The organism is Wolbachia endosymbiont (group B) of Eucosma cana, assembly GCF_947250645.1.
Lineage (GTDB): Bacteria > Pseudomonadota > Alphaproteobacteria > Rickettsiales > Anaplasmataceae > Wolbachia.
In genome coordinates this window covers 1,195,402-1,209,750 of sequence record NZ_OX366334.1, presented here as the reverse complement: position 1 = coordinate 1,209,750, position 14,349 = coordinate 1,195,402, and the positions used below count along the sequence as shown (strand labels likewise).

Here is a 14,349-nt window from a genome sequence, read left to right as displayed (position 1 = left end):
GTCTTTCAACAACCTATCACGCAACTTTTTTGCAAAATATTTTAAGCCCCTAATTCAAAATTTTTATTACTTGATAATAAGCAATCTGCTTTAGAAGAGGAGATAAGGGATAGAAAAACAAGCACTCAGACTTGAGTGCTTGTTTTAACTGATTTAGAGGTGCTTTTGATGACTTACGCCTTTAGATATTGTTGAATTGCTTAATAAACTTCGAGGACATTGATCAAGTTTTTCAAACTCACTAATTACCATCTTGATATCCCTTTCTATAGCACTAACCTTTCTTTCTCTAATTTGCTCCAATGTCAAAAGTGAATCATCCAATGGTCTTGAATATTTTCTCCCGATAAACTTTCTGATTACCACGTCAGCTAGCAGAGCTGTTCCATTAAAATCGACTTGCGAAAAATCAATTGGGCTTCCAGTCAAATGTGCAACAGATTGCTTTGCAGGAGGTAAAGCAGGGGCACTCTGAAATAGGCTACTGAGTGCAGCAGTTGTTGAAGTTCCCATCCAACTAAATACACTATTAATAAAAGAAGAAGGTCTTACTGCACTACTTGGTGCAGGAGTAATATCTTCTGAGTTTACATTGGCACTCTCTGCTTCTGCAGCAATTTCTTTTATCGTTTTGCCGGAATAAAATAACTTAACATAATCTGATGGTGTCTCGTTCCTTATATTCTTAACATTATCAATGTCGGCACCATTATCATATAACAGCTTAATTATTTTTGGACGTTTTGAACTAATAGCCAAATATATAGGTGTTTCCCCCCGTTCGTTTTGAACATTGACATCAGCTTTATATTTAACGAGAAGTTCAACTATTTTTTTGTAATCTCTTCGGATAGCAGCATGTAGACACGAATCTTGTGAATCATCGTAAAAGTCAAATTTGCTATTTGGACTAGCACCATGCTTAAGCAGGACCTCAACTTTTTCCGGACTATTTTCATCTATAGCCCAGCCTACAAGAGTGCGTTTTTCACCAGCATATGAAAAATAACCACTAATGCTAGCCTTTTTATCGATTAGAAGCTCTATCATTTCTGTGGTGCCCTTTGTAACAGCATAGTATATAGGAGGCACACGAAAAAAGTCCTCAATATTAACATCTGCGCCATTCTCAATTAAAAAACCCATCATTTCTAAATCTTGTTTACTAACAGCAATCGATAAGGGTGAGTTACCATTTCTATCTTTAGAGTTAATAACGTTAGTAGTATGTGTCTTTCCTTCTCTAATATACTCCTCAGCTTTTTGAAAATCACGTTCCTTTACTGCAGAACGTAGCCCATCTCTCCATTTTTCAACTTCTGTTTTTGTAACCATAACCCCCCCTAAAGGATAAAATTTTTACCTTTATACCACATAATTTGGGCATATGCTAGTAAAATTTATATGTAAAATTAAAAAAAATTTACAACGTAAGAGATTGTTATTTCATCACGTGCTACATTTAGTTTTTGTACAAAATACCATAAGCCTCCTTAATTTACTTAAATTTCGTAGCAGCTTATTCCCAACATATAAGAGCTTTAACTTAAAGAGGATTATACGAAAATAAGCACTCAAGCTTGAGTGCTTATTTTAACTGATTGAAAGGGATTTTTGGTGGCACGCCTTTAGATATTGTGAAGTTGCTCAGTGAGCTTTCAGGATACTGATAAAGTTTGTCACACTTGCTAAGTGCCATCTTGACATCTCTTTCTAGAGAATTAAGTTTTCTTTCTTTAACCTGTCTTATCGTTAAAAGTGAATCATCCAGTGGCATTGAATATCTTTCCCCTGTGAATTTACTTATTGCTATAGCAGTTAGGAGAACTGTTCCATTACAGTCAATTTGTGAAGAACCAATAGGGCTAACAGCCAAGTGATCAACAGATTGCTGTGCAGGAGGTAAGGCAGGAGCACTGCTGAACAAGCTACTGATGGTAGTAGTTATCCCACTAAATATACTATTAATAAAAGAGGAAGGTTTTACAGCATTGCTTGCAGTGCTGCTAACTTCTTCAAAATTTTCTCTGATAAGAGTGGAGGAAGAGTTCACTGTGCTACTTGCCAAGTTTTTGGTATTACTAACTTCCAATTCTATCTTAATTGCTTTGGTAGGGGATAATGAAAGACTCGCTGCACTACTTACAAAATCTGTGCTGTCGTTAGCGTCTTTAATACCTGCTTTTATAGAAGTTAATTTTGCTTCACAGTCAGCTTCAGTAGCACTGCTCAATACAGATTCTATTTTTTGAATTTCACTACTACTACATTCATCTTTTCTAGCATTTCCAACAACATCTAATGATGTTTTGCCGTAACGACTTTGAATACTAGCATCAGCACCTCTACAGAGTAGGAGTTTTACCATATCTAAATGACAATCGTTAGATGCTAAGTACAAAGGTGTAAAACCTTTATAATTTGTAGCATTGATGTTAGCATCACGATCAAGTAAAAACTTTGCTATTTCTAGTTTGTCATGTCTAGCAGCAATGTGCAAGGGAGTACTCAAATATCGATTACTAATAGTAGTATTAACATCAGCACCGCTGTTACATAAAAACTCTAATATCTTTAAATTACCCAAGAGAGTAGCATGATGTATAGGTTTCATATAGTATCTTTCATAATTCAAAACTTCATTTTTTATTTGTTTATACTCTATCTCTTTAATACATTCTTTAACTTTCTGAAAATCACCTCTGCTTATAGCAGAAACTAATTTTCTTCCTAAAATCTCAATTATTTTTTGTTTTTCCATCAAATACCTCCTAAAAGAGAATGCTCCCGGCTTTATATCATGCAACTTAATATGTGCAAGCAAAATTTACAGAGAAAAATTTCAATAGTTAAAAATTAGGTCTTCAGCAATCTATCACTTTAACTTTCGTACAAGACATGCTGAGCTTCCTTATTCACATTTTTTTGCTCTTAATAAGAAGCAATCTGCTTTAGAAAAGGAAATAAGGGATAATAAGCACTCTAATTAGAGTGCTTATTTTAACTGATTTAGAGGGACTTTTGATGCATACCTTTAGATATCGTTAAATTACTTAATGAACTTTCAGGACATTGATAAAGTTTTTCACACTTACTCAGTGCTGTCTCGAAGTTTTTTTCTATAGTGTTAAGCTTTCTTTCTCTAATTTCTTCTATTGTGAGAAGTGAATCTTCTAGTGGGCTTGAGTATTTTTTCCCTGTGAACTTTCTGATCATTACATCAGTTAGTAGAGCTGTTCCATTAAAATCAACTTGTGAAGAACCAATTGGGCTACCATCTAAGTGGTCAACAGATTGCTGTGCAGAAGGTAAAGCAGGAGCACTGCTGAATAAGCCACTGATGGTGGTAGTTATCCCACTAAATATACTGTTAATAAAAGAGGAAGGTTTTACTGCATTGCTTGCAGTGCTGATAACTTCTTCAAAGTTTTCTCTGATAAGAGTGAAGGAAGAGTTCACTGTGCTACTTGCCAAGTCTTTGGTATTACTAACTTCCAATTCCGTCTTAATTGCTTTGGTAGGGGATAATGAAAGACTCGCTGTACTACTTGCTGCATCTGTGGTATCACCAGCTTCTAATTCTAACTTAGTATTTATTCTAGCAGAAAGTAATAGTTCTGTACAATTATTTTTATGAAATCTTAATACAGCTAAGAATATTTTTTTTATGTCACAGCCATCACTGCAAAGACTTTCATAACCTGGAATAACCTCAAATGCTATTTTGCCATTTGCACTGCTAATATTAAGATCAATAGCTTTATTATTGAGCAGAAAATTAGCGATATCTAATCGACAATAAAAAAAGGCTAAGTGTAAAGCCGTAAAACCTTGCATTACTTGGGAATTGGTACTACTAGTACAATGATATATCATTTCTTTTATTTTTTTTTTGCTATTCATGGCAGTAACGTGCGAGTAAGGAACAAGACATCCATCACTAACAATATTAATATTAGCATTATTTTTAAGCAAAAACTTCACTATCTCTAAGCTACCTCTATAAACAGCAAGATGTATAGGTGCCATACCATCTTTTTTACCATTAATAATCTCTTTTTCTTTATTTATATATCTTGCCTTTTTAACATATCTTTTAACTTTCTTAATATTAAGCTCATCTATAGCCGCAAATAAATTCTTTCTCAATCTCTCAAGTTTTTTCATCAAATACCTCCTAAAGAATAATGTTTCCGGCTTTATATCATGCAACTTAATATGTGCAAGCAAAATTTACAGAGAAAAATTTCAATAGTTAAAAATTAGGTCTTCAGCAATCTATCACGTGCTGCGTTTAACTTTTGTGCAAAATATTCCGATCCTCCCTTGTCTGGATGGACCAGTTTCATTAAATTTTGGTATGCCTTATTGATTTCATTTTGGCTTGCCTCGGAATTCAGCCCCAGTATTTTTAATGCTTCATCTTTGGACATATTATCACCAGTGTAATTTTTGGTGTAACTTTTACTACTGTTAAATTCGTTCAAAAACTTACTTAATATAGAGTTCATCATAAAACTTATGTTATTTCTCTTTGCCAAAAAGAGAAAAAATACAACAACGCTAGGTAAAACAAACGTGATTATTGTGAATATCAAAAAAAGGAAGAAGATGAATGACATGTATATTTTTTTATCATTTTATGATTAAATAGTAACAATTATAATTGTCATGGTAAATAACATGTTTATCCAGATTGAAGAAACACCAAACCCAAACACGCTGAAATTTCTTCCTGGTTTTGAAATTCTGAGCGAAGGAGAAACAGCTGATTTTTCAAATGCAGATGAAATAAAGAACTCTAAACTAGCAGTAAATCTTTTTCAAATAGAACATGTTGTAAGAGTATTTTTTGGTCATGATTTTATTTCAGTAACAAAATCAGATAGAATGAATTGGGATATAGTAAAGGTGGAAATTTTAACTACAATTATGGATCACTTTACTTCTGGTGGAAAAGCATTTGATAAAGAAGGAGTAAGTGATAATAAAATGCTAGAGGAAGAATTCTTTAATGAAAATGATATAGAAATTGTAAATAGAATAAAAGAATTGATGGAAAGTTATATTAAACCTGCAGTTGCTCAAGATGGTGGTGATATCAAGTTCCGTGGCTATAAAGACGGAATAGTTTACGTTGAACTGCAAGGAGCTTGCTCTGGGTGCCCAAGTGCTGCAATTACCTTAAAACAAGGAGTGCAGAATATGCTAAGCTATCACATACCAGAAGTTTCAGGTATAGAGACTATGCTATGACTAATCAAACAGTTAAAGGAACGAAAGATCTTCTGTTTGATGAATGGTATAAATTTAAATACATAGAGCAAACAGCAAATAGAATCTCAAGTTTATACGGCTTTTTACCTGTTCAAACTCCGATATTTGAATACACAGAAGTCTTTACAAAGACTTTAGGTGATAGTTCAGATATCATAAATAAAGAGATGTATACTTTTATTGATAAAGGAGGAAAGAGCATAACTCTGCGTCCTGAATTCACTGCAGCTATTGTTAGGTTACTCATTGAAAAAAAACTGCAAACACCGATAAAATTATTCTCAACAGGACCTGCATTCCGCTATGAAAGACCACAAAAGGGACGACAAAGGCAATTTCATCAGATAAATTTTGAGATTTTTGGCATAGAAGATCCGAAAGCTGATATTGAATTGATATCACTTGCTCAGCATTTACTCACTGAATTTGGCATCAATGAGAATGTAAGACTGGAAATCAACTCTTTGGGTGAGAGTGAAACAACAAGTAAGTATAGAGAGGCTTTGATATCGTATTTAAAAAAGTTTCAAAATGACCTATCAGAAGATAGTCAAAATAGATTGATTAAAAACCCACTCAGAATATTAGACTCTAAGGATAAGATAGATAAAGAAATAATCTCTGACGCACCAAAAATCAGTGATTATTATACAAAAGAATCTTCATATTTCTTTGACCAGGTGTTAAATGGACTGCAAGCTCTTGGCATACCTTACACTGTAAATAGCAAATTAGTTCGAGGTCTAGACTATTATTGTCACACAGTATTTGAATTTGTCACAGAAGATTTAGGTGCACAAGGAGCAGTTTTTGCCGGTGGAAGATACGATAATCTAGTATCTTCAGTAGGTGGAAAACACACTCCAGCAATAGGATTTGCAGGGGGGATTGAGCGTATAATGGAATTAATCAACTATGCTGAAAAAAAAGAGAGGCCTATTTATATAATTCCAATCGGTGGAGAAGCTGAAGAACATGCTCTAACACTTGCAAGTGAATTACGCAGAAATGGTTTATATGTGATTTACGAATATAGTGGAACTCTAAAAACCCGAATGAAAAAAGCAAATCAAGCAAATGCAAAAGTTGTATTAATCTTTGGTGATGAAGAGCTAAGCAGTAAAACTTTAAAAATTAAAAACATGGACACGGGTGAAGAAAAAATGATTACTCGCGATAAAATCGTAGAAAATATCTAATCAGAAGCAATAGGAGTGTTAGCTATAGAAGAAAATTCCTCTGCACAAGAATTTTTCATAGCATTTAATATATCATAATCTGTAAAATCTAATTTTATCGGTGTAATAGTAATAAAACCTCCTTTTATTTTATTTATACTACCACTGCCTGAGTGCTCTCGAGACCAATTTAAGCTCAAAGAACCATTCGAATTTTCAGTAAAAGTTAAATCCCCATCAATGTTGTATTCACCTTGCTCAGCAAATTCTACTCCTTTCACTTTTTCTGTAGCAGGAAAATTTACACTCATCACTATATTTTTAGGCCAACCAACTTTCATTAGCTTGCTGATAACCTTTGGTGCAAAAACTTTTGTATTGTTCCAGTCTATTTTATCATGATAAACTTGGCTTAGTGCAATAGAGGGTATAGACCTTGCAGCACCCTCCATTGCAGCACCGATTGTGCCTGAATAACAAATGTCATCTCCGACATTTGATCCAATATTTACTCCAGATAATATTAAGTCTGGTTTTTTATTCATAATCTTATTTAGTGCAATAATGACACAATCTGCGGGAGTACCAGACACACTAAACTCCCTTTCACTATGTTGACTTATTTTAATAAATTGCTTTACTGGATAGTCAAGAGATCTTGCAGATCCACTCCTGTCAGTATCTGGTGCCACTATCCATATTTCTGATGCAAAATTATGTGCAATCTTTTTAAGTAATTTTATTCCTTCACTTTCAAAACCATCATCGTTTGTTATCAATATTATCATATATAATACTAACCTATCAAAGTATACTAATGAGGTTTGAAGTTTCTTTTCATAACCATAACAAAGAACCTGCTACAAATCAATAAGGAAAAATTAGAAGTGTTTCTAGGTTGCAATTGTTTAGTTTGCTGTGAGTTAATTGTAAATACCAATTTTAGCTTCACGCCTAACTCACAATCAAAGCTTAGGCAAGTCTCAGAGCTCTAAGCAGCAGAGAATCTTGTATGCCCTGCAAAAAATGCTTTCATCTTTTCAAGATAAGTAGATGGTTTTTCAGGGATTTCTATATTATCTATTACAGCACTTACTGCTTCCTTGATATCCTCATCTGTAATTAGTTCTTTCAATTTCTGCTTTATAGGGCCCCTTCCAACTTCTTGACCATATCTATTATAGTAATCAATATACAATTTATTAAAGACAAATTGCTTTGCCTCTTCCATCAACTTACCCATACTATCTTTTACTTCAAGATCCATATCATTCTCAGAGTAGAAATTATCAAAATTATCCTTTAAAATCTTCATCTTTTTACTTTTACAATGCTTAAGAAACTCTTCCGTAATGCTCGGCATTCTTTCGTATACTTGAGCATTTACCTCGACTGTAAAGTTGTTTTTTGCTTCAAGACAACTAAGTGAATAAATAATACGATTAAACATTCCAAGATGACATGCACCACTTCCTTCTTGTAAACGCATGAGTAACATGCATTTTAGTAAGTCTACATCTAACTTCTGATTCTTAGCTGCAGCTAAAACTAAGTTTGCAGCTTGCGTTAGCGTTAATCCAGTTCTTGATTCTCTATAAGTTGCTCTATTGGAGCAATTAAAGTTAAGATAAAGGTTTAATTGCTCTTTTTGTGGAGGTGTAAGCTCATCTGAATTATTTATGTAGTCTGCAAACTCTTTATTGAGCATATTTGGTTGATTTCCGAATTTCTGCTTTAAGTCTTGAGCGCATTGGAGAATGCTGTATTCAAAACTACTCGTATGAACACTCTGACTGCCGGTGCCTACATCACTTACATTAAACAAAAAGCTCATTTGCTTTACACTTAAACCCAGAGGCGAGAAGAGCTTTATTAATGGATACTTTATTAACTCAAGAAGTGCTACTGGGATCAATAATATAGTATTAATAAGCACTAAACATATTCTAAGACCCAACGCTCTACTATTTGATAATGTTCTGCTAAGCTCTGATATCTTCGATGAACAATACAAAAATGGTAATTGGATACAATATATTGAGTATATAGAAAAAAATAAAATCTTATCTTTCAACCCTATTGTCGGGTCATTATATACTTCAGAAAAAATGTTATCATCACTATTTTCATTTTTGAAAGATTGATAGCTACTTGTAATCTTTTCTGTAAAAATAGAACAGAGCTTATGCAGTCCGTAGCACAAAACACAAGTGGCAAGTAAAACTGCAAGTGTTCCAAAAACAGCTAACACCTCACTTGAAGTTTTTGCAAGAAGGAATGCATAAAGCGCATCAATAAAGATCTCAAGTAAGTAGTCAAATAAAAAAATTGCTCCAATAGCAGCACCAACTAATAGAACATACCCACAAACAACCAAAAATGTTTTTAACCTCGGATTCATAAACCACTTCTTAATAACCTATTAATATACTTCTCATTATATGCTTAAATTAAAAAAATGCAAATTAAAAAGATCAATTGAAATTTTCGAGCTTCAGCTATATTGTTAATATATTCAGATAAAAATTAAACATTGTCGTGTCAAATAAAATAGGCTTTTTGGCTATTTTCGCCTTGGTGATCAGTAGCCAAATCGGCTCTGGAATTTTTATGCTCCCAATTAGCCTTGCACCATACGGCGCTTATAGCCTCATAAGCTGGGTTATATCAGGATTTGGTGCTATATCTCTTGCTTTAGTTTTTGCTTCACTCTGCGCAAAATTTCCAGAAACGGGTGGTCCTCATATTTATGTGAAACATGCCTTTGGCTCTACAGCAGCTTTTTTTGTTGGCTGGACATATTGGGTAAGCTCGTGGGTAAGCTCAACAGCTGTGACAATTGCAAGTATCGGTTATTTAGCCCCGCTTTTTCATAATGATATACAAGATATACGTTTGCTTTTAGAAATAACATTAATTTTAGCTATCATGCTAATAAACTTAAGAGGGGTAACTACTGCTGGGCATGTTGAGCTTCTTCTGACCATTGTTAAAATTATCGCACTTCTTGCAATACCCATAGCAGGATTATTTTTCTTTGATAGAAATAATTTTGTTGTAAGTGAGGAAGTATCAAACTTTACGATGTCTCAAGTCCTTGCGCGCTCTACACTCCTTACTCTATGGTGTTTTATTGGACTTGAATCAGCAACGGCACCTGCAGGATCTGTCAATAATCCCTCTAAAACAATACCAAGGGCTATAGTGCTTGGAACAGTCTGTGTTGCTGTGATATATTTCATCAATAGTCTTTCAATTATGGGATTGATAAGTGGTAATGAACTAGCTAGTTCAAAAGCACCATATGTTGATGCGATAAAAATTATGCTTCCAGGTAATTGGCATTTAATTGTTTCTGTTGTTGCCTTTATCGTTTCTGTAAGTAATTTAAATGCTTGGTTTTTAGCTGATGGACAGGTCACCTTAGGCCTTGCAAAAGACAAGTTAATGCCGCAATTTTTTGGCAAAAAAAATAAGCATGATGCTCCATTATGGGGAATAATACTCAGTACTTTGGGGGTGTTAGTTTTACTTATCCTAACGTCAAACAAAAGTTTTGCTGAGCAAGTAACTTCAATAATTGATATCTCTGTGGTGTCATTTTTGTTTATCTACTTAGCATGTAGTCTTGCTTTTCTCAAAGTTAATATAGAAGAGAAAAGCTACTGCAAATTTTTAATTGGAGGTTTGGCTATATCTTTTTGCTGTTGGATAATATACGAGACTTCTATAAAAACATTGTTAATATCAAGTCTATTCCCTTTGAGCGGAACACTTATTTATCTACTTTGGTATCATAAACTAAAAACTTAACTTAAATTTTTTATTTGCTAAAATTCTTAGCTGGCTTACATTAATAGAATTAAGAGGTATTGTGTCAAATAAAATAGGTTTTTTGGCTGTTTTTGCTTTAGTCATTAGTAGCCAAATCGGCTCTGGGGTTTTTATGCTTCCAATTAGCCTTGCGCCATATGGCGCTTATAGCCTTATAAGCTGGATGATATCAGGAGCTGGTGCTGTGTCTCTTGCGCTAGTTTTTGCTACACTATGTGCAAAATTTCCAGAAACAGGAGGTCCTCACGTTTATGTAAAACATGCTTTTGGTTCTACAGCAGCTTTCTTTGTTGGTTGGACATATTGGGTAATCTCATGGGTTAGTACAACAGCTTTAATAGTTGTGGGTGTTGGCTATCTTACACCATTTTTCCATGAAGATATCAAAAGTATGCGTTTATTTTTAGAGCTGTTGTTATTTACAATCATTACATTAATAAATTTAAGGGGAATAGCTACTGCAGGGCGCGTTGAGTTTCTGCTCACGATTGTGAAGGTTGCTGTATTGCTTGCAATACCTGTAGCAGCACTGTTTTTTTTCGATAGAAACAACTTTATTATAAGTGAAGAAATACTAAGTCTTACAAAATCGCAAATTCTTGCCCGCTCTACACTCCTTACTTTATGGTGTTTTATTGGACTTGAATTGGCAACAGCACCTGCAGGTTCAGTTGATAATCCAGCTAAAACTATACCAAAAGCTGTGGTGCTTGGCACAGTTTGTGTTGCTGTTATATATTTTATCAACAATTTTGCAATTATGGGATTGATCAATGGCAACAATTTAGCAAGTTCAAGAGCACCATATGTTGATGCGATAAAAATTATGTTTTCTGGTAATTGGCATTTAATTGTTTCTATAGTTGCATTCATTTTTTGTGTTGGCAGTCTAAACGCTTGGGTTTTATCTAGTGGACAAGTTGCTTTTGGTCTTGCAGAAGATAGACTAATGCCAAAATTCTTTGCTAAAAGGAACAAGCATGGCTCTCCTTTTTGGGGAATAACAGTTAGTTCAATTGGAACTGCAGTTTTACTAATTCTCACTTCAAACAACAATTTTGCCCAGCAGATTACGTCGATTATTGACTTTTCTGTAATTTCATTTTTGTTCGTTTATCTTACATGCTGTTTTGCCTTTCTAAAGGTTATTATAAAGGAGAGGAGTTGTTATAAGTTTTTAATTGGTAGCATAGCAACAACCTTTTGTTGTTGGGTGATATTAGAAACCCCTGTAAGTACTCTGCTGATTTCGAGCCTGTTTACTGCAAGTGGCATACCCATTTATTTATTGTGGTACTGCAAGACTTCTGTGCAACAAATTCAGTAGTGAGAGATGCACTTTAAATGGTTAATATTTATGGGCCAAGGTTTTTTTTCTCTTTATCTACTTGTTCAATATTACCATTCTCAAGTTTGCTACCTACTTCTTCTGTTCGTTTATTATCTATGTAGATCTCATTTTTTGCTTTATTAGAAAGACCTATTTGCGATTGAAGTTTTTTATACTCTTCTTTTTCAGGCGTGAAAATTTTCACTAAAAATCTTCCTATTATTGGTATTGAACTTAAAAAATCCTTTAGTCTGAAAGGTTCTTGCTTTTTATTTGATAGATACTGATCTGTCTTAGGAATTTTTACACCATACTTTTTATCATCAAAATTTATCGCTGGCTTGCTTTTTTTCGAAAGAACATCTTGAATCTCTAATCTATTGACTTTTTCAGGCTTTTGAAATGCAGGTACTGCAGATTTGACCTTAGTGTCATCATGTTTTTTACTCATTTCATTCTACCATGCAATATTACTAGTATCTTATAATTATAACTAAATTATGGTTAATTGCAAGGTAAAAATATTAAAGTAATTGTAAATTTTATCAGTAAAAATATAATATAGCTTTAAAATCAAAGGTTTATTTATATGGGATGTAAGATTGCAGTTATTGGAGCAACAGGAAGAGTAGGGCGTGAGGTATTAAGCGCGCTTGCCGAGTTTCAAGACGAAGGAAAAATTTCAATAGATTCTGTTGTTGCTTTTGCATCAAAAAAATCAGAGGGAAAAAAGGTAAGTTTCGGCGATGAAGAATTAACTGTCTTAGACCTTGAGAACTACGATTTTGCTGGAATTAATATAGCAATTTTCTGTGCTGGGTCTCATGTTTCCGAGAGATACGTACCGATTGCAACTGAAGCTGGATGTATTGTCGTAGATAATACCTCTCATTTTAGGATGAAAGAAGGCGTGCCACTAGTTATTCCAGAGATCAACAAAGATAAAATTACGGAGTATAAAAACCATAACATAATATCTAATCCAAATTGTACTACAATACAAATGTTGCTGGCATTACATTTATTACACCAAAAAGCAAAAATAAAGAGAATCGTTGCTTCAACTTATCAATCAACTTCTGGTGTAGGTAAAGCAGCAATGGATGAGCTTTACAATCAGACAAAAAAAATCTTTATGAATGAAGCTAAAAAACCTGAAATATTTCCTAAGCAAATAGCATTTAATTGCATTCCTCATATAGGAGAGTTCATGGAAGATGGTTCTACAAAAGAGGAGTGGAAAATGCAAGAGGAGGCAAAAAAAATTTTAGAAGAGGATATAAAAGTAACTGCAACTTGTGTCCGAGTACCTGTTCTTGTTGGTCATGCTATAGCAGTAAATGTAGAATTTGATCAGCATATAACTGAAGAAGAAGCTCGTGAAATGCTCAGTGAAGACGATGGAGTTTTAGTGCAAGATAAGCGCGAAGATGGTGGATATATGACTCAGGTTGATGTTGTGCAAGAGGATGCCGTATACATATCGCGTATTAGACAAGACGATACCGTTAAACACGGATTAAATATGTGGATAGTAGCTGATAATCTACGCAAAGGTGCAGCACTAAATATAGTGCAGATCTTGGAGATCTTGATCAAAGAGCATTTATAGCTCAATAACTTAAATCTATATTGACATGTCCCATTTTACGCTTGTCCCTAACCTCTTTTTTCCCATATATGGTTAAACTAGCTTTTTCGTTGCTCAAATATTTGTGAGAATTATATATATCATTACCTATTATATTTTTTGTCATGCAAGGAAAGCGTAATACTACTTCCTGCATAGATAGACCGCATATTATCCTAACTAGCTGCTCGAATTGACTAACGTTGCATGCATCCAAGCTCCAGTGGCAAGAATTGTGGGGTCTTGGGGCCAGTTCATTAACTAGTAATTCATGATTTTGAGTGATGAAAAATTCAATAGCTAGAATTCCTACTACATCAAGTGCAGTTGCTATTTTCTCTGCAGTTTTTTGTACCTCTTGGGCTAATTTATTATCTATTTTAGCTGGTGCTATTGAAGTATTAAGTATTCCGTCAACGTGGTGATTCTCTGCTATAGGAAAAAAAGCTACTTTACCGTTTTTATCTCTTGCAACGACTATTGAAACCTCTTTCAGTAAATCAACACTTGCTTCAAGAATGTACTCTTTATTCCAATCGAAGGAAGCAAATTGCTTCAGTTCAGAATCATTTTCAATCACATATTGTCCTTTTCCATCATAACCCATTTCTGTTGTTTTTAGCCTCACTGGATAGCTAAAAGTTTCACTACTTTCTAGTAGCTGATTATAATTTTGTATACTTTTGTAATCAGCAGTTTTTATGCTTAAATCTCTAATAAAATCTTTCTCTCTCAGCCTATTTTGCGAAATGTGTAACGCCTTTTTACCTGGATAAAAATCTGTATGCTGCGACACAATATCAATTGCACTACATGGAATATTTTCAGACTCAATAGTGACTAAATCCACACTCTGTGCAAAAGATTCAAGTGCCCTCTTATCACAGAAGTCTGCTATTGTTAAATCATCAGCAACAGAACAAGCTGGATCGTTTTTAGTACTGGCAAAAATATGCGTTTTGTGCCCAAGTTTTATTGCAGCGATAGCAGTCATTTTACCTAATTGCCCACTTCCTATTATTCCTATCACTTTTTTATCCAGTGGATCTGTTTTGTTCATCATGTAGATTAATATTTCCTAGTTAGAGTACGATAATATG

12 protein-coding genes and 1 pseudogene are annotated in these 14,349 nt (G+C 34.0%); 5 read left to right on the top strand and 8 right to left on the bottom strand.

Features of this window, described 5'->3' with window-relative positions:
* Nucleotides 1–153 precede the first annotated feature (153 nt).
* From OOK99_RS05950 to OOK99_RS05935, 4 genes and pseudogenes are all read right to left on the bottom strand, one after another.
* Nucleotides 154–1,335 carry an ankyrin repeat domain-containing protein gene (locus OOK99_RS05950; protein ID WP_264719706.1) on the bottom strand — a complete coding sequence of 394 codons (1,182 nt, stop codon included), beginning with the start codon at nt 1,333–1,335 and terminating at the stop codon, nt 154–156.
* 258 nt (nt 1,336–1,593) lie between these two features.
* A pseudogene (locus OOK99_RS05945) lies at nt 1,594–2,761 on the bottom strand (ankyrin repeat domain-containing protein).
* 248 nt (nt 2,762–3,009) lie between these two features.
* Nucleotides 3,010–4,167 carry an ankyrin repeat domain-containing protein gene (locus OOK99_RS05940; RefSeq protein ID WP_264719704.1) on the bottom strand — a complete coding sequence of 386 codons (1,158 nt, stop codon included), beginning with the start codon at nt 4,165–4,167 and terminating at the stop codon, nt 3,010–3,012.
* Between the two features lie 95 nt (nt 4,168–4,262).
* Nucleotides 4,263–4,514: a DnaJ domain-containing protein gene (locus tag OOK99_RS05935; RefSeq protein ID WP_236607909.1), complete on the bottom strand. Its 252-nt coding sequence runs from the start codon at nt 4,512–4,514 to the stop codon at nt 4,263–4,265.
* Nucleotides 4,515–4,683: 169 nt separating this feature from the next.
* Between OOK99_RS05935 and OOK99_RS05930 the strand changes: the two genes are divergently transcribed.
* Complete coding sequence (locus OOK99_RS05930) at nt 4,684–5,256, top strand: NifU family protein (protein WP_006015115.1); 573 nt, start codon at nt 4,684–4,686, stop codon at nt 5,254–5,256.
* The gene (hisS, locus tag OOK99_RS05925) at nt 5,253–6,476 is read left to right on the top strand and encodes a histidine--tRNA ligase (protein ID WP_264336367.1); all 1,224 of its coding nucleotides are present in this window, start codon (nt 5,253–5,255) and stop codon (nt 6,474–6,476) included. The genes OOK99_RS05930 and hisS overlap by 4 nt, the downstream gene beginning before the upstream one ends.
* Here hisS and surE read toward each other — a convergent pair.
* Together surE and OOK99_RS05915 are read right to left on the bottom strand one after the other, a co-directional pair.
* A complete protein-coding gene (surE, locus tag OOK99_RS05920) occupies nt 6,473–7,243 on the bottom strand; it encodes a 5'/3'-nucleotidase SurE (protein ID WP_264719703.1) in 771 nt (256 codons plus the stop codon). The genes hisS and surE overlap by 4 nt on opposite strands.
* Nucleotides 7,244–7,446: 203 nt before the next feature.
* Nucleotides 7,447–8,856: a hypothetical protein gene (locus OOK99_RS05915; RefSeq protein ID WP_264719702.1), complete on the bottom strand. Its 1,410-nt coding sequence runs from the start codon at nt 8,854–8,856 to the stop codon at nt 7,447–7,449.
* A 137-nt stretch (nt 8,857–8,993) separates the two neighbouring features.
* Between OOK99_RS05915 and OOK99_RS05910 the strand changes: the two genes are divergently transcribed.
* Both OOK99_RS05910 and OOK99_RS05905 read left to right on the top strand, forming a co-directional pair.
* Nucleotides 8,994–10,268 carry an APC family permease gene (locus tag OOK99_RS05910; RefSeq protein ID WP_264719701.1) on the top strand — a complete coding sequence of 425 codons (1,275 nt, stop codon included), beginning with the start codon at nt 8,994–8,996 and terminating at the stop codon, nt 10,266–10,268.
* Nucleotides 10,269–10,329: 61 nt separating this feature from the next.
* Nucleotides 10,330–11,616 carry an APC family permease gene (locus tag OOK99_RS05905; RefSeq protein ID WP_264336371.1) on the top strand — a complete coding sequence of 429 codons (1,287 nt, stop codon included), beginning with the start codon at nt 10,330–10,332 and terminating at the stop codon, nt 11,614–11,616.
* 28 nt (nt 11,617–11,644) lie between these two features.
* Here the strand turns inward: OOK99_RS05905 and OOK99_RS05900 are convergent, their stop codons facing one another.
* Nucleotides 11,645–12,070 (bottom strand): hypothetical protein, encoded by a 426-nt coding sequence (locus OOK99_RS05900; RefSeq protein WP_264719700.1) that lies wholly within the window; start codon nt 12,068–12,070, stop codon nt 11,645–11,647.
* Nucleotides 12,071–12,208: 138 nt separating this feature from the next.
* Between OOK99_RS05900 and OOK99_RS05895 the strand changes: the two genes are divergently transcribed.
* Nucleotides 12,209–13,231: an aspartate-semialdehyde dehydrogenase gene (locus OOK99_RS05895; RefSeq protein ID WP_254229388.1), complete on the top strand. Its 1,023-nt coding sequence runs from the start codon at nt 12,209–12,211 to the stop codon at nt 13,229–13,231.
* Between the two features lies 1 nt (nt 13,232).
* Here OOK99_RS05895 and OOK99_RS05890 read toward each other — a convergent pair whose 3' ends face one another.
* The gene (locus OOK99_RS05890) at nt 13,233–14,309 is read right to left on the bottom strand and encodes a 5-(carboxyamino)imidazole ribonucleotide synthase (protein WP_017532205.1); all 1,077 of its coding nucleotides are present in this window, start codon (nt 14,307–14,309) and stop codon (nt 13,233–13,235) included.
* Nucleotides 14,310–14,349 lie beyond the last annotated feature (40 nt).

What these genes read in the sequence shown, in the direction of transcription:
- OOK99_RS05950 (WP_264719706.1), bottom strand. Translation starts at nt 1,335, where the DNA reads ATGGTTACAAAAACAGAAGTTGAAAAATGGAGAGATGGGCTACGTTCT.
- OOK99_RS05940 (WP_264719704.1), bottom strand. Translation starts at nt 4,167, where the DNA reads ATGAAAAAACTTGAGAGATTGAGAAAGAATTTATTTGCGGCTATAGAT.
- OOK99_RS05935 (WP_236607909.1), bottom strand. Translation starts at nt 4,514, where the DNA reads ATGATGAACTCTATATTAAGTAAGTTTTTGAACGAATTTAACAGTAGT.
- OOK99_RS05930 (WP_006015115.1), top strand. Translation starts at nt 4,684, where the DNA reads ATGTTTATCCAGATTGAAGAAACACCAAACCCAAACACGCTGAAATTT.
- hisS (WP_264336367.1), top strand. Translation starts at nt 5,253, where the DNA reads ATGACTAATCAAACAGTTAAAGGAACGAAAGATCTTCTGTTTGATGAA.
- surE (WP_264719703.1), bottom strand. Translation starts at nt 7,243, where the DNA reads ATGATAATATTGATAACAAACGATGATGGTTTTGAAAGTGAAGGAATA.
- OOK99_RS05915 (WP_264719702.1), bottom strand. Translation starts at nt 8,856, where the DNA reads ATGAATCCGAGGTTAAAAACATTTTTGGTTGTTTGTGGGTATGTTCTA.
- OOK99_RS05900 (WP_264719700.1), bottom strand. Translation starts at nt 12,070, where the DNA reads ATGAGTAAAAAACATGATGACACTAAGGTCAAATCTGCAGTACCTGCA.
- OOK99_RS05895 (WP_254229388.1), top strand. Translation starts at nt 12,209, where the DNA reads ATGGGATGTAAGATTGCAGTTATTGGAGCAACAGGAAGAGTAGGGCGT.
- OOK99_RS05890 (WP_017532205.1), bottom strand. Translation starts at nt 14,309, where the DNA reads ATGAACAAAACAGATCCACTGGATAAAAAAGTGATAGGAATAATAGGA.